Raw genomic sequence first — 17,492 nt, forward strand, 5'->3', positions numbered from 1 at the left:
TAACCGATTAACAATAAACTTTGCCAATAATATTCAAGAAGCCTTAAATTCAGATTCTCCAATCAATTTTAAACTATTAAACCTCAATTAACCAACCCATGAAAGACCCAAAAAAAACCGGTTCTGGCCAGTCCCGGCGAGAGTTTATTAAAAATGCAGCCATTGCCTCTTCTTTTTTTATAGTACCTAGAAATGTACTGGGAGGAGTTGGATTTACAGCTCCTTCTGATCAATTGGTATTGGCAGCAATAGGTGCCGGAGGAAAAGGTGCCAGCGATATAGAACTTGCTTCGGTAGGAGGAAGAGAAAGAGTCATCGCTCTTTGTGACGTAGATTTTGCAGGCTCAGCCAAACGTTCAGTAGACAATTTCCCCAAAGCCAAGCTCTTTGCCGACTACCGGGAAATGTTGGATAAGATGCCTGAAATAGATGCTGTGACCATTTCCACCCCAGATCATGTGCATGGCCCTGCAGCCAAATATGCGATGGAGAGAAATAAGCATGTGTACGTGCAGAAGCCCATGACCCATAATATCCGTGAGGCCAGAATGCTGACAGAAATGGCAAGAAGCCAGAAGGTAGTTACCCAAATGGGAAATCAAGGTGGTTCCAACCCCCTATTGAAGCTGGTGCAGCAATGGATAGATGAAGATAAAATCGGTGCTATTTCCAAAGTTCAGGTTTGGACCAACCGACCTGTTTGGCCACAAGGCGGAGCTTTCCCCAAAGCAGAGCCAGGAGCGAAGCCGGATGCGCTTAATTGGGATTTATGGTTAGGGCCAGCTCCCGAGATTCCATTTACACCTAACCTTCATCCATTCAATTGGAGAGGTTGGTGGGATTACGGAACGGGCGCATTGGGCGATGTAGGATGTCATTTGATTGATATTCCGTTCAGAACTTTAGGATTGAAATACCCGACTGATGCAGAATGTAGTGTAGGCTCTGTATTCAGTCAAATGTGGACTCCGGATTACCATCCTGAGGGATGCCCTGCGTCCTCTTTCATCACCTTGCATTTTGACGCTACTCCAAAAAGTAAGTCAAAAATTGAAATGACCTGGAGCGACGGAGGTATCCGCCCTTCACACCCTGACATCATTCCTGCCAATGAGGATATTGGAGGAGCAAACTCTGCAAATGGAGTATTAATTATTGGTGAAAAAGGAATCATTTCCACCAATATCAATGATTCATCCCCATTGATGCCGAAACTCTACCTCAATGATGGAACCACAGAAATGGGACCACAGTCTGAAGAAGGTTTTGAAAGAGAATATGGCCATCAAAGATTATGGGTCGAAGCCTGTAAAGCTGGGTTTGGCAGCAAAGAACACCAAGGCTTGACTTCATCCTTTGATTATGCAGGTCCTATGACAGAAACAGTATTGATGGGTAATTTGGCCATCCGAAGCTATATGCTTCGCAAAGAAAACAGTCAGGGGAGAATGGAGTTTTTTGCCAGAAAGAAACTACTTTGGGACGGCGAAAATATGCGAATTACCAATTTGGAGGAAGCCAATCAATTTGTTGGCAGACAATATAGAAAAGGATTTGAAGTTTAGATTTCAAGTCTACTTAAGCCCTTTCGAAAGCATTCGAAAGGGCTTTTTTATTAAGATAAATGATAAAATTAGCTTCATGAAAAATTTATACACTCGCTGGTTAATCCAATCTGTATTGGGTCTGCTTCTCACGGGAACTGGTCTCTCGATGGCGATTGATGCAGGATTGCAAAAACTTTCCGGAAATGAATGGTTTTGGTATGGAACCGCTGCATTGATTGCATTTCAAGCAGGGCTATGTTTAGTGATTGACGGATTGAGATTTCATCCTAAATCTTCTAAATGAACGCTTCATAGTCATATATTTCTGAAAAATTAAAACACCCAACACCATGATTAAGAAAATCAGCATTGCCATTTTGATTATACTCATTGCTATTCAATTCATTCCTTATGAAAAAAATGAGTCTTCCAATTACGAGTTTGATATTTCAAAAAGCTATAACATTCCAGACAATGTGCAGACCATCTTTAAAAATGCCTGTAATGATTGCCACTCCAATCAAACTGTTTATCCTTGGTATAGTCAGATCGAACCTGTGGGCTATTGGTTGAATAGTCATGTAACAGATGGCAAGCGACACCTGAATTTTTCTGAATTTACCAATCGCCCATTGGCAATTCAATATCATAAATTGGAGGAGGTAGTCGAAGTAATGGAAGAAAAGGAAATGCCATTAGATTCCTATACTAATTTCGGATTACATCCCGAGGCAAATTTATCAGATGAGGAGAGGGAAATTTTAATAAACTGGGCCAAAGAGCAAATGGCTTATTTGCAAGCTACCTACCCTGCTGATAGTTTGGTTCGAAAAAGAAACTAAAAAAAAAGAGGCTGTCTCAAAAGTAGATAGTTTAATAGGCTAGCTGATTTCTCGGCTAGCCTTTCTTGTTTAACTCAAAATAGGTATTTTGAGGTGTGCAAAAACAAGACACGAATATAGTCTTTAAAGACTATTCTCCCAACCAGCTGATGCTTCTTCCTCCGAGTTTGGAAGAATTAATTCCAGCCCATCATCCAGCCCGAACCGTTAATTCGGTGATGGATCAGATCGATCTTTCCTCGGTGTATGCCTATTATTGGCAAAACGGTGCCAGCAGCTACCATCCCCGGATGCTGCTGAAGATTTTGGTTTATGGCTATCTTGAAAATTGCTTTTCGTCCCGTAAGCTGGAGAAGGCTACCCGGGAAAACATCGTGTACATGTGGCTTTCGGGGATGCAGCGTCCCGACCACCACACGATCAACCGCTTTCGTTCCGAACGGCTCAAGCCGGTGATCGGCGATATATTCTCCAAAGTGGTACTGCTGCTTCATCAAGAAGGCCTTCTGGATATCAAGGAGGTCTATACCGACGGTACCAAGATAGAGGCCAATGCCAACCGTTACACGTTTGTCTGGGGTAAGGCGATCAAAAAGAACAAGGAGCGGATCAGCAAACAGCTCCAGGAACTCTGGGAATACGCAGGTTCGGTAGCCGCCCGGGAGCTGGGAGCCGAAGAGCCCGACTTTATCAACCCCAGTCCGGAGAAAGTGTCTCAGACCGTGGACAAGATCAACCGGGCCCTGCAGGACAAGCCTGTGGACAAAAAAGTGAAGCAGAAACTAAACTACGCCAAAAAGCACTGGCCGGCCAAACTGGAAGAATATGACCAAAAAGAACAGATCCTGGCAGGACGCAACAGCTACTCCAAAACCGATCCCGATGCCACCTTCATGCGGATGAAGGAAGACCACATGAAAAACGGACAGCTCAAGCCCGCCTACAACCTTCAGCTCAGTACCCACGGACAGTTTGTGGTCAACTACTCCCTGCATCCCAATCCCACCGATACGCTGACCCTCAAACCTCATCTGGAAAAATACTGTCAGCTCTACGGTTTCTATCCCTCCAGCTACACAGCCGATGCGGGATACGGCAGTGAGGAAAACTACTGCTTCCTGGAGGAAAACCAGATCGAAGCCTTCGTCAAGTACAACTATTTCCACAAAGAACTTCAACAGGAATCCAAAGCAAAGAAAGTCTACGGACTACTCGACAACCTCCATTACGACCCGCAAAACGACCGCTACATCTGCCCCATGGGACAGCCCATGGAAAAGAGCGGGAAAAGCACCGGTAAAACATCAACCGGATTCGTTCAACACTATCGCCACTATCAGGCTAAAAACTGTTCCGGCTGTCCACTCTCCGCAGCTTGCCATCCCGGGGAGGGAAACAAAGTCATCAAGGTCAACACAAGACTCCAGCAACAGAAAGCCAAAGCAAAGGAACGGCTAACCTCAGAGCGAGGTATTCAGAAAAGAAAGCAACGGGCCATCGATGTCGAACCGGTCTTCGGACACTTCAAATACAACAAGGGCAGAAGCCGTTTCATGCTCCGCGGTAGCGCAAAAGTGGCCGTTGAAACAGGCCTTCTGGCCATTGCCCACAACCTGGCCAAAAAGGCGGGATGAACAGCCTTAAATGTCCATTTTTTCATCCCAAAACAAAGACAAAAGCAAGTGGAGCACAGTATCCATCCATGACCCTAAAAAACAACTCATGTGAACCCCGGTCAAAAAAATAGAGGCCGAAAATCAAAAATCGGCCTCTATTGCGCAAAATCGAATATCTCTAAATGTGAAAACTATTTATGAGACAGCCTCTTTCCATTTAACTAATTATATTATTCTCCAAATAGGTCAAAGTTGAAATCATTAAATATTGAAACCACTTTGGCATCCAATACTGACAAATTTTTCATGTCAGCTTCATTGAAGGCACCTGAGGCAAATCCTTGCCATAATTGGTTCCCTGTAGTAGCATCCATAAAGTTAACTATTACAGTTCCTTCTTTTACAGGTACCATTTTAGTGGATACTGATCTTGGACCAAATCCTAAATAATCTTGACCATTTGTCATAGTGTAGGTTCTCAATTCTGTGTCTTCTTCCAAAATCTGAAAGTTGACTAACATATCAGGATCTTTTTCATCCAAGATAAATCCTCTAGCTTCCATTTGAGTTTCGATAGCTTCTTTCAAATGACTTCTGGCTGTCATATTGTTGTAGACTAATACCATATCATCACTTACTAACATTTGATCGTTTGGGATCATATCTTTTTCAAAAACCCAATTGTAGGTTTGATATTCAGACAAATCAGCACCTTCTCTTTTATCGGTGTAGACTGTCTGACTCAACGCAAAGCCAACAAGGAGAAAATTAGCAAATATTAAACTAAATATATTTTTAAAATTAAATAACTTCATGATTGGTTAATATTTAAGATGAAACAAATTATTATAAATCTTTAATTGACTTACACTATATATAACGTGAATATATAATAAATGTTACGAATATATATAGATTCAAATATTATATATATTTGATAGATAGAGGCTATGTTAATAATTACTTTTATATGCTCTGCTCTTAGCTCCACTATAGATAAACTAAGCACTGGAAAAAGTTTACAAATCCAATGTATATTCCACCAATTCTAATAGATCTTACTTCATTGGGTTCTATAGTCTAAACAATTTATTTTTAAAACAAGCTGTGCTTTATCCTATACAGTCGTCAGGACAATGCACAGCGCCTACCCCAATCTTCATCCAGAGGGGAACAACTCCTATTCTTTGAATTTTTGAGCCGAATAAACAGGATATTCGGCTCATATTTTTACTATATTTGAGCCGAATAAGAATCTTAAAAGACTCATGAGCTACAATTGGCAACAAAAAGGTTGGCCGGAATTTCAGTTTACTCCAGGATTAATAGAAGAGGTTCAGATCAAATTCCTGCTTAAATCCGGTAAATCCAATGGACAATACCTTGGAATTCCTTCTGAAAAGAAGGATCAACTTCTTGTGGATATAATGTTGTCTGAAGCTATGAAGACTTCCGAAATTGAGGGAGAATTTCTAAGCCGAGTAGATGTAATGTCTTCCCTAAAAAAGAATCTTGGAATTCATGAAGAGCAGGCCCGGTTGGTCAAGGATCATCGTGCTAAAGGAATCGCCAGATTGATGGTTGCCGTTCGACAGTCTTGGCAGGATCCCCTTAACGAATCGATGCTTTTTTCTTGGCATAAAATGCTGATGGAAGGTGATCGTTATGTACAGGCAGGGCAGTGGCGAAGTGGAAGAGAGCCTATGCAAGTAGTTTCCGGCACAATTGGAAAAGAAACAGTCCATTTTGAGGCACCTCCATCGCACCAAATCCCAAAGGAAATGGAGCTGTTTATTGCTTGGTTTAATGCTACAGCACCCGGTGGAGCAAATCCGATTTTAAACCCAATATTACGCTCAGGATTGACACATCTATACTTCGAAAGTATTCACCCTTTCGAAGATGGGAATGGTCGAATAGGTCGGGCCTTGGCTGAAAAAGCCCTCCATCAAGGTGTGGATCAACCTATTTTAATAAGCCTTTCCCAGGTATTAGAAGCAGATCGAAATCTTTATTACAAACAACTCAAGCAAGCCCAAAGAACACTTCAGATAGACGGATGGTTGCTTTATTTTGCAGAAGTGGTACTGAAAGCTCAGGAAAAAGTAGAGCAACTGATCGAGTATTCTCTTCTAAAAACCCAACTTTTTGATACCTATAGAAAAGAATTGAATGAGCGCCAGCTGAAAGTTTTAAATCGTATGTTTGAAGAAGGTCCTGAGGGATTTCAGGGAGGGATGAATGCCAAAAAATATATGTCCTTAACTGGCGCTTCGAAAGCCACAGCCACAAGGGATTTGCAACAATTGAGGAATTTGGGGATTTTTATTGCAGAAGGTGGCGGACGGAGCCTGAGATATCAGGTCAATTTGATTATAGACAAATAGCCAGTCCTCTTGAGAAAGTATCCTCATCTTGATTTAGAAATTTTTTAACACCTCTGAAGTCCGGATAGGCGCTAGGTGACGTTTGAAACTTTACCCAAATATCCTTACCATCCCGTAGCTATCGGGATTGTATTCAAATGAAGGTAGGATCGAGCGTTACAAAAAGGTTTAGTAAAGCTTTTTAGAGAGAAGCCGGTTTGCAGGGTGGAACCTACACCTAGTCCTAATCATGATTCTACTACTCCCAGAGGGGGCAAAATAAAAAAGGGAACCAGGGCGCCATCACCGCCGAAGAGCTGTACAAAGCTGCTCAGTTCTTCAACATGACCACCGACCGGATACTTGCATACGACGGGGACATCCCGGCGAAGTCCACATCGAGGACAAGACAACCTTCGAACAGCTGCGCCTAATCCAGCAGCTCGAAGAAGAGGACAGGCAGACCATCTTCAAGCTGATCGACAAGATGCTCACCAACAAAAAATTCAAAGACTTCTTCCAGAAAAACGTCGCTGCGCTGTAAAGCAAAAAAGCCCGGACATGACCGGGCTTTTCTTTTAAATTATTTGTTCACCTTTCAGGAGCTTTTTATCTCAATATAGTATCATCAGGTCAACTTAATAACCAGAACAAAAAGACCAACCACCACTATAAGACCAAGTAGGATATTCGAAAAACCATGCATGATGATTTCCGACTTCTGGCTTCCTTTTCTTCAGTCCCACATTTCTTTAAAACTTATAATCTCTCTCCCCCTTACTTTGTGAAGCACCGCATATACAACCCATTTTGTCAAGGCTCCAACAAACTCGAAGAAAACCGAACCTATTATACTATCAATCATTTTTTCTTATCCCCGTTCCTTCTCTTTTTGAAAAAACTGAAGCCAACGTTCCTTATCTTACTGAAAGGGGATAAACTATAGTAGGTGACAATCAAGGATATAATTCCAATCAGTATTATTAGGTGCCCGCCATATCCCGATACCATTAATGTTCTTCGGTTTATTCCATAAACTGACAAGTTGTTCACCAACATTACTCCGCCCGTTAACAATAATAAAATAGAAACTGTCAACAGAATTATAAATAAATGGTTTGAACCCTTTTTTGACATGCTTATTCTTTTCTTTCGGAATTGGATTTTAAATACTTCACGCCAACATAAAAGGCTTTCGCAACTTCATGTACCAAAGAATCTGCCCAATCTGGATTATGTTCACCTCTATAGCATAAATACAGTGCAAGCAGATAACCATTGGCTGCCGGAGAATGCTGGCTGGGGCCCTTTTTAATATTCCACCCACTCCTTAAATTACCTGACGATGTATCCATTTTAATAACAGAGTTGTTTGCATTGAGCACCCCAAAGCAATAAAAAACAAGTGCCACCTCCATATAAACTTCATCCTCTGAAAATCCCTTAACCTTTGATTTCAGTCGGATCGATTCAAACGCTATGGACGCCACCAAACAACCTGGATCATTTAAATACCCTCGATTGATCAAGATTTCAACACTCCCATCAGAGTATTCCGTAAACTTACTGGAAGCAGGCTCACTGCCTTCCCTCTAGGCGCAAAATCTTCTCAGCAGCTCAGAAGTTCCGATTGAGGCTGGGGATCGTAAAACCTTGATTTGAAGTCATATAAATCTAAGTTCAGATCACTTAATATCTCGATCCCTTTGTAGAGGCACTTGTTCGCTTACCCATTATCCTAACGTCCTCCTTCCTATATCATATATTAGTAAGACACCTAATACACAGGCACTAATCACAGATCCCAATATAACAAATGTGCTTTTTAAAAAAGCAACAAAAACAAAAGGGATACCAACTACAAATAATATCAAAAGTATAGTAACAAGAGATGAAATCCCCCAAGATTTTGTTTTAAAAAAGAACGTAATTTCCTGATAAGACCTAACTACAGCCAAGTTAAACAACACTATTCCAATAAATATGCCCAATCCTTTTAAAACTGGCCCATATCCATACTTTTCAGAGGCTACAATTATCAAAACTACGACCACTATGTAAGATGCCAGATTTCTAATCCTCAACCTATCACCTGATATTTTACTTATTTTCATCTTCTTTGACTTTTTTTACCGTGTAAGAAGCCGCTCCCGCACTGGATGTCTCCACTGGGTGTAGTAAAATCATCGTTAGGACTGGGTGAAGTTTGCAACTTCACCCTAATATCCTTACCAATTTGCAATTGGCTTAGTTACTTTATTTACCAATAATCCACTTCAATCAAACCCTTCAAACCAGAATAATTCCTAGCACTCGAGTATAAATATTCTTCCTCCTTTTCGACAATTCCTGCCCTAACTGGATTCTCATGAATATACTTCATCCTAGTCTCAATCATTTCAGGCCGATACAGTTCTATCGCATGATTGTCATGGGTCCAAAACTGAAAATCGCCTGATCGTTTATTAAACTCAGCATGGTACTCAAAAATCATCTTCATCCATTCTCTCCTGCTTTCCTGCGGATTCTCAAGGATCATTTTCAATAGCTTTTTACTGGTGAACTTTTTAAAATCCCGCACCCAATCCGAAAGCTTCCCATCCTTTTGCTGAACCACTAAATGAACATGATTGCTCATAATCACAAAACCATACAAGTACAATCCCTTTTCCAACCGACAATATGATAGGTTCTCCAAAATAAAATCACGATATACTTTTCTGGTAAAAACATCCGCCCAACCTACAACCTGAAAAGTAAGGAAATAGGGCATTTCTTGATCTCTTATCTGATAGGCCTCTCCCATAAAACAATGTTTTTCGATATCAGCAAATTACATCCCGATAATCATCGGGATTGTTTGTATAGAAAGGTGTAGTTACAAACTACACCTAGCCCCAATCAAGTACCTTCCACACCCAGAGGGGGTCTTCTTGGATTCAATCTCTGCCAATAGCAATCGGGTAAACTCATAGATCAACATCGGATTGATCTCAGGAGAAAAGTTAAGATTTTGTACCCCTTCCAGCAAGCGATCCTTCCATAATGTTTGACTTCCACTTTTGATCATTACAAATTGAGACAGGGAACATATCTTCGCACTCATGGACGCATTCCTGTTCAAGTGCCAGGTGCAGAACTCACTCAGCGCTTAAAACAACAAAAGCCCGGCAGTGCCGGGCTTTTTTGCTTATTTGATTTCTACCAAGTAGGATACCTTTACTTTTTTACCCCTATGTTCCCCTGGTTCAAACAACGGCATTCTTTCTATAACTTTTCTGAGATTTTTTTCGGTGTCCACATCTGAGTCATAAACTTTTCCCAAGGATGCTTTGCCTTCCTGATCAATTATCAGATATAACCCTATTCGATCTGGGATTGTCCGCTGAGTCTTTAACAATTCTTGTTTCAAAAAAACCTGTACTACACTATCATTATCAACATAATTCATCACCCCCTTAAACAATGGTTTTTTATCTATAGCATGGTATTGAGTGATTTTTTCCCTCGGCATATCAATAGGTATATAAGCTTCTGATTCATCATATCGATATATTACCTGTATTAGTTTAGAATTTCTGGGGTTTTTCAGATCCAGCCTAAAAAGTACCGAATCTCCTGAGGCCAGTCTAGTTCCGGTATGTTTTATTGTAATCGTATCACCTTTCCCTTCCCTTTCAAATCTGATTTTGGCCACATCCCTAAACCCGAATCCTCTTGCCCCCGGAACCACATGGCTCTCAATAACCTCACCTTTTTTATCTAAATACTCGCCTGAACAGCTTTGCAAGAGAGCACTAACAATGATTATATACAATACTCTTATCATTTTCTATAAAATGAAGATTTATAATAATCAGCAGCAGCTCGTTTTTGCCAACCAGCCCCACTATACTTCCCTGTATTCGCTTTTAAAAAGGAATTCCAACCAGTATTCGCATTTGTCAGAGCCTTAGCTCCCTGAGATCCAGTTGCTCCAACGGTCCGAGAAAAATACCTTGAGCCTCCTAATGAAAATGGTTTTCCTAAAGGATCTGCAAGCATTAAACCTGACTCAATTGCAGTCCCCATCATCATAAGCCTGCTGGTTAAATAACCATATTTCATTTCATGTTCTCTTAATGAAATAGGCACTGCCTTTCCAGCTCTTTCCGCTTTATCTATAAATCTACCGAATACATTATCGGTTTTTTTATATTCATTTCTTAACTGAAAATCACCTAAGGAATATTGATAGCCATTTTCTCGGTTATATGATCTATCATCAAACTCCGCATCAAAATTTGTTAACACAACACTTTCCCTAAGCCTATATGCATGCACTTCATCGCCCTGAACACTTCCTTCACCTAGAACATCACCTTCATTATTGACTACATTCACATATTGACGTTCATCCCCTCCTTTATCACTGATCCACTCAAACTCCCCAGTATCAACGTTGAAGTTATACTCGTCAAGCATGCCGTCAGGATCAATCCTCAGTATCGGATTGTTCTGCACAAAATTATAAGGTGAGAGCCACTCCCTTTCACTGGCCATCGGATCGACACTTAAAAACCCCTGTACGCTTTTTTGCTCCACTGCTGCCGTCCTATACACGACTTTTAGCGGGGTTTCAAAAGCTTGGTTATATGTCAGTTTCAGGCAACCCATTAACGACAAAGATAATAATTTTCACCTTACTTTTTTCTTTCATCTGAACAAAGCCCCGCCAGGGATTTGAAGCCGTTCCGTTCACTGCGTGGCATTCATTTGAAAAAAAAAATAGATAATTTCTGTCTTTTTTGTTTTTCCATAGTATTTATAATAAAGTTTAAAAATATGACACACAATTTTGATTACAAGAGTATTTGGGATGCTTTCACCCTTGCAGCCAGTCCTGTTGCTGCAGAAGGAGCATTTGATTCAGTAAGAGCTTCACTGGATGAAGGTCACCGGGTAAAGGTTATTATGGAAGAAGGTCAAAAGCCTTTGGAGTTTACTAAGAGGGATGATTTTGAGCAATGGGTAATAGAGCTTAAAAGCAAGTTTTAACCCCCTTTAATAAACATTTCCACAAAGAAAAAAACAGAAAAAAAAGAAAGCCATCCTTTCAAGTGTAGGGATGCAAAAAAGCAAGGGCGGTGAGGAACGAGCCGTTTATATACCCTTGCTTTTTTGTCAGCCCGGAACTTTCCTTTGCTTTTCTTTTTGTTGTGTTTTTGGTCGGTTCGTGCGGTTGGTGGGGCTAACAACTCGTGACCGCAGGGAACACCGCTAAAAGGGTGGCGGGGTGTGTGGAGCAAGTGCGGCAAAGAAGTTTTTACCTTTAAAAATCAACTCCTTAAAACTTCTTTATCGCTCTTGCCTTTCTGCCGTATGCCGTGTAAAGACAAAGGGTTTCGGGTCGGCTCTGAGCGGTGGCAACCCTTTGGCTTTTCTCGGCTCAGGCATACTTTCCTACCTGCCGGAGGCTCTGCCATTGTCTGACCGGAGGGAGTGGCATAAAACAAACAAAAAATAAATGCCCCCTTTGTTTCGGGATACCGCTTTTCCGGGTGGGGAGCGTGGGCAAAAGGCTGATTACAGGCTGGCTTGCAGTGGCTATTTGGGCTTGTCCCCTTGAACATAAAATGAATTATGGTACAGCTTTGGTTTTGTGCGGTGGGCTTTGAGCGGCTGTACCATAATGGAAGCGATTTTATGTTAAATAGCTTACCCCGTTTTTTTCTGGCATAAGCGGAACGGTGGTGGTGGTTGGAGTGAAGCGTCTTTTTGTTGCTGTGTTTTGCGTTGGGACAGGCTCTTTATTTTTTCATTTGACCTTTAAAAAATCAACTCTTTCAAATGAAAAAATAATGTGCCTGTTAGCGTGGGCAACACAGCCACAAAAAGTATGACAGAAAAAAACGGGGGCACTGCAAGCCAAGTCTGTAATGGCCTTTTGAGCGTTGGCGGGTGGGTCATTAAATCATCCCGAACGAAGGGGGCATTTATTTTTACCGCTTCTTTTTTCGTCCGTTCATTGTAAAGGATGCAGTCTTTCGATTGCTGATTTAAGTTCTTCTAATCCTGTTTGTTTGTAGGCTTCCGTACTGGCTGCCCTTCTGTGTCCTGCAAACTCCTGGACTATTCTAACGTCATTGTTTTCTTTGAGCAAATGAGCAATTACGGACTGTCTTATTTTGAACGGGATTAACTTTTCAAGCTCGTTCCTGTCCCGATTGATCATTCGGTTTATCCCGCCTGCCCATAGCTGTAAACCTTCGTCACCAAGCAAAAAATAATCCTTCCGTTTACTTGGTTTCTGTCTCCTTTGATAGCGTTTGTAATCGTGCTTTAAATAGTTGTGGAACAACAGTATTTGATTGGGTTTTAAACTCAATGTCCTGCCTTTGTTCTTTACATTGGATTTGATTTTTATGGTTCCGTTTTCAAGGTCGATATCGCTTGTTTGGAGTTGGGATATTTCAAGGACTGTCAACGCCTGGTAAATGAGCAGACTAATGATGATTTTATCCCTGTTCTGATTGTCCGGTTTTTTGCTTTGGTGGGTTTCGTAAAGTTCTTCCAATACTTCCTTTGGGTAAAGGCTTTCTACTTGGATGGCTCGGTTTATCTGGTCTTTCAGGTATAAATATCTACACGGGTGGTCGTTCCGCTTTCCTGTGGCCACTAAATACCGATAGTAGATTTTGATGGCAAACAGGTTGTTTCTTAGTGTTTTGGGGTGTAAGCCCTGTTCCCGCAAAAGTCCGATATAGTCCAAAACGTCCGTATAAGTTCCTTTCTCTGCTTTGTCTCCCATTGCCAAGATGTAGCGGTCAATCATATTTTCGTAACCGTCTATACTGGTTCTGCTGTACTCTTTTTCTAAAAACTCTTTCAGTTTCATTTTATCAACTCTTTTAACTGTTCTTTACTGATGTGGGTATAGATTTGGGTTGTTTCAAGCTGTGAGTGTCCTAAAAACATCCTGACTTGTTCTACTGCTATTCCCTGCTCTAAAAGATGGGTGGCTATCGAGTGCCGTAAACTGTGTATGGTAATCTGCTTTTCTTTGATGGCTTCATTTCCGGTTCTCTCAATAATGGCTTTCAGGTATTTGTTGTAGGTGTGTGTTCGCATCCGTCCGCCCCTGGAGTGAAGCATAAAGGAGTTTTGATTGAGCTTATAATCCCGTCCTTTGGTCAGCTCGTCCCTTTCGTTGTAAAAATAATTTGCAAGGTCATTCACTACTCCGTTTGACAGGGGTACAACCCGCCTTTTGTTGCCTTTTCCTTCCGGCACTATCAGTATCTTTTCCCTTAGCCTTATATCTTCTACATTGCATTTTACAAGCTCTCCAACCCTTAAACCACATCCATAGGCAAGGCTTAATATTGCCCGCTCCTGTGCGGTTTCTGTGGCCTGGTAAAGCTGTTTGATTTCGTCCTGGTCTAATACGGTTCTTTCTTCACTGCCTTTGGGATAAGGAAAGTTGAGCGTACTGCAGGGATTCGTTTGTATTTGTCCGCTTCTTAAAAGCATTTCAAACAGATCCCGGATAATCCGCATATGGCTATGGGTTGTTTTTTGGCTCAATGCCCCTCCGTCTTTTTTACTTGGCCGTGAACTGATGTAACTGTAATAACGGTTGATTTCAGGGGCTTGGATTTGGGCAATGCTCAACAGTCCTTGCCTTTCCAACCACTCCAAAAACTCGTTCAGGTAATTGAACCTTGCTTTGTTGCTCTTGCGTGTATAGCCCAACCGCTTTTTGATAGGTAAAGAACTGTTCTGCCAATTTCCGGTAATCTTCGCTTACCACTATGATGTTTGAAGGTCTTCCCATATATACACACTTTTCGGAACAGGGAACAATCGGGGTATTTCTAACCTAAAAACATTGATTTAAAAGCACTTAACTTTAAAAAGATTGTTCCATTATTGTTCCGTATTGTTCCTTTCTTGGTTTATAGTCCTGCGATTTGGTTCATTAAATCATCCTTTATCTGTGTTCTTACTTTGGCGTAGTTGTCCCAATAATCCACTTTGTAGCACACTTTCCGTTGGTTTCCCGAGTACTTGGCCGTGATGTATTCCATCTCCTGCAGGTGGTTAAAAAATCGGCTGCACTGGGCTTTGCTGATGTTGAGCATTTGCCTGATTTCCCGTTGGGTAAATTCCTGTTCTTTGTCCTTCAAGTGGGATTTTAAGCGTTCAAAAAACTGCCTTAGTGAGCCGTCTAATTCATCTACTTTCAGCACGATACTTTCAAAGAGGATTTCACAAGCGGTCTGCAGGTCTTCGGTTTCAGTGATTAACCGCCCTTGTTTGTCCTGTTTTCTCTGGTATTGGTTGAGTAAGGTGATTTGCTTTACAAAGCTTTGATAGAGTTCGTTTAAGCGTCTAATCTTGTGGGCTGATTCGGGTAATTGTATTTTGTTGGCGTAAGGGTTAATGACTTCATAGGGCTTGAGTAAGCGGATGCAGTTCTGGACGAAGGTCGTCACCCTTTTTTGTTCTTCTTTGTCTACTAAACCTGCAGATACTTCGTTTTGATAGCGGATGATTTTTAAAGTCTGTTCTTTGCTTTCATCTACTGCAATCAGGAATGAACGGCTGATGTTGTCTTCATAAATTTCTCCTTTGGTGGTACAGGCAAGGGATGCAATAGGCCCTCTTACGGTTCTTTCCCCACCGCTTATTTTTCCGCTTGCATCTTTAATACTGGTGGATGTCCGTAGTATATCGTTGCTCTGCAGCTCTCTTACTGCCAACTGTGCATCTTCTTTCAGCCCGTCCAAGTCTTCAAAACATATCAGCTTGTTGACAAAAAAATATTCGTCCTGGTTGTAAAAACTGTTGTCCGTTACTCGGGTGTATCGCTTTACATCTTCATCAGGCATCAGATGGCTGATGATCTTTAACAACCTGGTCTTTCCGCTTCCTGAACTGCCCTGTATCAATGCGTGCAGGGTGTCGTTCATTTTGTAAGAGCTTGCGATTACAAACAATAAAATGCGGTTGGTTTCTTCTCCTGTTATCCCTGCTTTCCCGATGAGTTTGTTTATTCGTTGCACGAGTTTTTCAGCTTTCAGGAACTCGATACATTTGGTGGCCGTGGCTGCCGGCACTTGTATTTTGCTTTCCTGCCTTCCGTTGGCTTTGAACTGTTGTTTATCTCTGTACTGTTCTAAAAGGCTTGTGAGTTGCATTAAATCGGCTTCTATGGCGTCTTTCCGCAGTCCTAATTTTCCCGCTATGAGTTTGCAGGAGCTTTCTACTTGCTTGTATTCGTACAGGTCGAGTTTTAATGTAATGCTGCTTGCTTCTGCTATGGTCTGTACCGTGGTTTTCAGGCTGTCCGGCTGGTCTGTCCTAAAGCCTTTGATTTGGTAACCAGCTTCATTGCCTTTGTATTTGAGATTGTAGGGGTTGTTGGTGTCAAGTCCGGTTATCGGTGCTTTGGGTTGTTCTGATTTTTCTTTTTCATCTGATAACAATTGAGTTATTTCCTTTCCCTTCGGGGATTCTTCAGATGAAAATAAAAAGTTCACTTCCTTTCTTGTTTCTATTAAGTGGGTCAAGATTTCAGGGCTGTGGCCTTGCAAAAGGCTGTTTACATCTTCATTCTCCGGAACGGCTGCACTGGTAACTTTAAGATTTGGATATTCACTTTTCAGCATTGGGGCATACTTGGCCACTGCCTTGTTTCCCGGTTCGTCTCCGTTCAAAAAGAAGATGATTTCTTTCAGGTGTTTCAGCTTGCGGATGGCTGTTTGGTGTTCCTCTGTCAGTCCGTTGGTTCCGTACAGGCTTAATATTTCGTACTTGCTTTTGATTTCTTCCTGTTGTAACAAACTGGCTGCATCAATGATGCTTTCGGTCAATATCAGTTTTTGGGTGTCCGCTTTGGGATAGCTTGGATAAAGTCCGCTTCTATCCCGGAGATAAAAATGCCGTTGCTCTTTGTCGCTTAATGTGCTTCTAAAATATAGCCCTGTGATTTCGTGGTTTGGGTTTCTTAGGGCAAAGACAATGCACCATTTACCAAAAGGCTTGTATGCGGTTTCGCCTGTCCTTGATTTCAGCCCCAAGTCCAACAATATCCCATATTTCAGACAGTCGTTTATCAGGCTTTCATCTTTCCTTGCTCCGTGGTGGAACTGCCCTGCATTGTAACCGATTTCGAGTTGCTTATGGTCAAGATTACGACTCTCGATGTATTCCCTTGCAGGTTTGGAGTTATGCACCGCATTTTTGAAGTAGGTAAACATCCGCTCCAAAAACATTGCTTTCTCGTTCGCCTGCTTTGGTGCTGTGGTTTGGGTTGTGACTGCTCCCGGATTGATGATACTTTCCGCTTTCTTGATTGCTTCGTGCTTTGTGCATTTCTCGTAGTACAGTATGAAGTCGATTACATCAATGGCCTTGCCGTGGGTATTGCAGTTGGTGGAGAAGCAATAGGCCGTCTGGGTTTTGTAGTACAGTTGCAAGCTTGGGGTTTTGTCGTTGTGGAACGGGCACTTTAAACGGTTCTGCTTGTCGGCTTTCAACCCGTAATGCTGCAGGAGCATTGCAAGGGTGAGCCGCTGTTTGATTTCCTGTATCTCCATAGTCAAAAATTTATGTGTGTTTTTTTGATACAGGGCAAAAGTATCAATAAAGTATCATTTAGACAACAGTAAGTGTATCAATTTATATCATACTGGCGTTATTAGTGCGTTTTTGATAACTTTGCAAGAAAAGAACAGCAATGAAGCACATTGGTAAGACTATAAAGAGCATCCGGGAAGAAAAAGGACTGACGCAACAGCAAATTGCCGAACTGGTCAATATGCACCGCTCCAATTATTCAAGGGTAGAGGCTGGCGACAGGGATCTGTCTTTGGATGCCGTGAACAAAATCGCCAGGTATTTCGGAATGACCATTGATGAACTGGTCAACTTTGACGGCAACATCCCCGATGAAGTGACCATTGAAGATAAAAGCCTGATGGAACAGGTAAAACTGATTGCTGAACTCGAACCTGAAGAAAAAAATATGGTATTTAAAATGATTGATACTTTCCTGACCAAAAAGAAGTTCAAGGACTTCTTTCAAAAGAACGTGGCCGCTCTATAAAATCAAAAACCCGGTAAGTCCGGGCTTTT

18 protein-coding genes are annotated in these 17,492 nt (G+C 41.6%); 7 read left to right on the top strand and 11 right to left on the bottom strand.

Translation table 11 applies throughout. The features are described 5' to 3' along the window. The first annotated feature begins 98 nt into the window (after window positions 1-98). From GYM62_RS12170 to GYM62_RS12185, 4 genes are all read left to right on the top strand, one after another. A complete protein-coding gene (locus tag GYM62_RS12170; RefSeq protein ID WP_144605802.1) occupies window positions 99-1,565 on the top strand; it encodes a Gfo/Idh/MocA family protein in 1,467 nt (488 codons plus the stop codon). A 76-nt stretch (window positions 1,566-1,641) separates the two neighbouring features. After that, window positions 1,642-1,851, top strand: coding sequence for a hypothetical protein (locus GYM62_RS12175; RefSeq protein WP_219956601.1), 210 nt, complete (start codon window positions 1,642-1,644; stop codon window positions 1,849-1,851). A 46-nt stretch (window positions 1,852-1,897) separates the two neighbouring features. Further along, on the top strand, window positions 1,898-2,389 hold the full coding sequence (locus tag GYM62_RS12180; protein ID WP_219956602.1) for a heme-binding domain-containing protein: 492 nt from the start codon (window positions 1,898-1,900) through the stop codon (window positions 2,387-2,389). Between the two features lie 95 nt (window positions 2,390-2,484). Next, window positions 2,485-4,023, top strand: a complete 1,539-nt coding sequence (locus GYM62_RS12185; protein WP_115080484.1) for an IS1182 family transposase — start codon at window positions 2,485-2,487, stop codon at window positions 4,021-4,023. A gap of 212 nt (window positions 4,024-4,235) precedes the next feature. Here GYM62_RS12185 and GYM62_RS12190 read toward each other — a convergent pair whose 3' ends face one another. Beyond that, complete coding sequence (locus tag GYM62_RS12190) at window positions 4,236-4,820, bottom strand: DUF4136 domain-containing protein (RefSeq protein ID WP_219956603.1); 585 nt, start codon at window positions 4,818-4,820, stop codon at window positions 4,236-4,238. 453 nt (window positions 4,821-5,273) lie between these two features. Between GYM62_RS12190 and GYM62_RS12195 the strand changes: the two genes are divergently transcribed. Then, window positions 5,274-6,392, top strand: coding sequence for a Fic family protein (locus GYM62_RS12195; protein ID WP_219956604.1), 1,119 nt, complete (start codon window positions 5,274-5,276; stop codon window positions 6,390-6,392). A gap of 1,118 nt (window positions 6,393-7,510) precedes the next feature. On the opposite strand, the gene GYM62_RS12200 is transcribed toward GYM62_RS12195, so the two are convergent. From GYM62_RS12200 to GYM62_RS12225, 6 genes are all read right to left on the bottom strand, one after another. Then, on the bottom strand, window positions 7,511-7,900 hold the full coding sequence (locus GYM62_RS12200) for a hypothetical protein (protein ID WP_219956605.1): 390 nt from the start codon (window positions 7,898-7,900) through the stop codon (window positions 7,511-7,513). A gap of 204 nt (window positions 7,901-8,104) precedes the next feature. Beyond that, on the bottom strand, window positions 8,105-8,485 hold the full coding sequence (locus GYM62_RS12205) for a hypothetical protein (protein ID WP_219956606.1): 381 nt from the start codon (window positions 8,483-8,485) through the stop codon (window positions 8,105-8,107). A gap of 146 nt (window positions 8,486-8,631) precedes the next feature. After that, window positions 8,632-9,177, bottom strand: a complete 546-nt coding sequence (locus tag GYM62_RS12210; RefSeq protein ID WP_219956607.1) for a transposase — start codon at window positions 9,175-9,177, stop codon at window positions 8,632-8,634. 72 nt (window positions 9,178-9,249) lie between these two features. After that, window positions 9,250-9,477 (bottom strand): hypothetical protein, encoded by a 228-nt coding sequence (locus GYM62_RS12215; protein WP_219956608.1) that lies wholly within the window; start codon window positions 9,475-9,477, stop codon window positions 9,250-9,252. 84 nt (window positions 9,478-9,561) lie between these two features. Then, window positions 9,562-10,200 carry a hypothetical protein gene (locus GYM62_RS12220; protein ID WP_219956609.1) on the bottom strand — a complete coding sequence of 213 codons (639 nt, stop codon included), beginning with the start codon at window positions 10,198-10,200 and terminating at the stop codon, window positions 9,562-9,564. After that, window positions 10,197-11,036 carry a hypothetical protein gene (locus GYM62_RS12225; RefSeq protein ID WP_219956610.1) on the bottom strand — a complete coding sequence of 280 codons (840 nt, stop codon included), beginning with the start codon at window positions 11,034-11,036 and terminating at the stop codon, window positions 10,197-10,199. The genes GYM62_RS12220 and GYM62_RS12225 overlap by 4 nt, the downstream gene beginning before the upstream one ends. Before the next feature lie 159 nt (window positions 11,037-11,195). Here GYM62_RS12225 and GYM62_RS12230 point away from each other — a divergent pair, with 159 nt between their 5' ends. Next, window positions 11,196-11,408, top strand: a complete 213-nt coding sequence (locus GYM62_RS12230) for a hypothetical protein (RefSeq protein WP_219956611.1) — start codon at window positions 11,196-11,198, stop codon at window positions 11,406-11,408. 967 nt (window positions 11,409-12,375) lie between these two features. On the opposite strand, the gene GYM62_RS12235 is transcribed toward GYM62_RS12230, so the two are convergent. The 4 genes from GYM62_RS12235 to GYM62_RS12245 form a co-directional block, all read right to left on the bottom strand. Further along, entirely contained in the window at window positions 12,376-13,248 is an 873-nt protein-coding gene (locus GYM62_RS12235; RefSeq protein ID WP_219956612.1) for a tyrosine-type recombinase/integrase, read from the bottom strand. Next, window positions 13,245-14,051: a tyrosine-type recombinase/integrase gene (locus GYM62_RS12240; protein WP_370627626.1), complete on the bottom strand. Its 807-nt coding sequence runs from the start codon at window positions 14,049-14,051 to the stop codon at window positions 13,245-13,247. The genes GYM62_RS12235 and GYM62_RS12240 overlap by 4 nt, the downstream gene beginning before the upstream one ends. Then, the gene (locus GYM62_RS21055) at window positions 13,996-14,187 is read right to left on the bottom strand and encodes a hypothetical protein (RefSeq protein WP_255590368.1); all 192 of its coding nucleotides are present in this window, start codon (window positions 14,185-14,187) and stop codon (window positions 13,996-13,998) included. Before GYM62_RS21055 ends, GYM62_RS12240 begins: the two co-directional genes overlap by 56 nt. Before the next feature lie 121 nt (window positions 14,188-14,308). After that, window positions 14,309-16,954, bottom strand: a complete 2,646-nt coding sequence (locus GYM62_RS12245) for a CHC2 zinc finger domain-containing protein (RefSeq protein WP_219956614.1) — start codon at window positions 16,952-16,954, stop codon at window positions 14,309-14,311. 140 nt (window positions 16,955-17,094) lie between these two features. Here GYM62_RS12245 and GYM62_RS12250 point away from each other — a divergent pair, with 140 nt between their 5' ends. Then, on the top strand, window positions 17,095-17,463 hold the full coding sequence (locus tag GYM62_RS12250) for a helix-turn-helix domain-containing protein (protein WP_219956615.1): 369 nt from the start codon (window positions 17,095-17,097) through the stop codon (window positions 17,461-17,463). The last annotated feature ends 29 nt before the right edge of the window (window positions 17,464-17,492 follow it).

It is taken from the genome of Algoriphagus sp. NBT04N3 (assembly GCF_019443765.1).
In the GTDB taxonomy this organism is placed as follows: domain Bacteria; phylum Bacteroidota; class Bacteroidia; order Cytophagales; family Cyclobacteriaceae; genus Algoriphagus; species Algoriphagus ornithinivorans.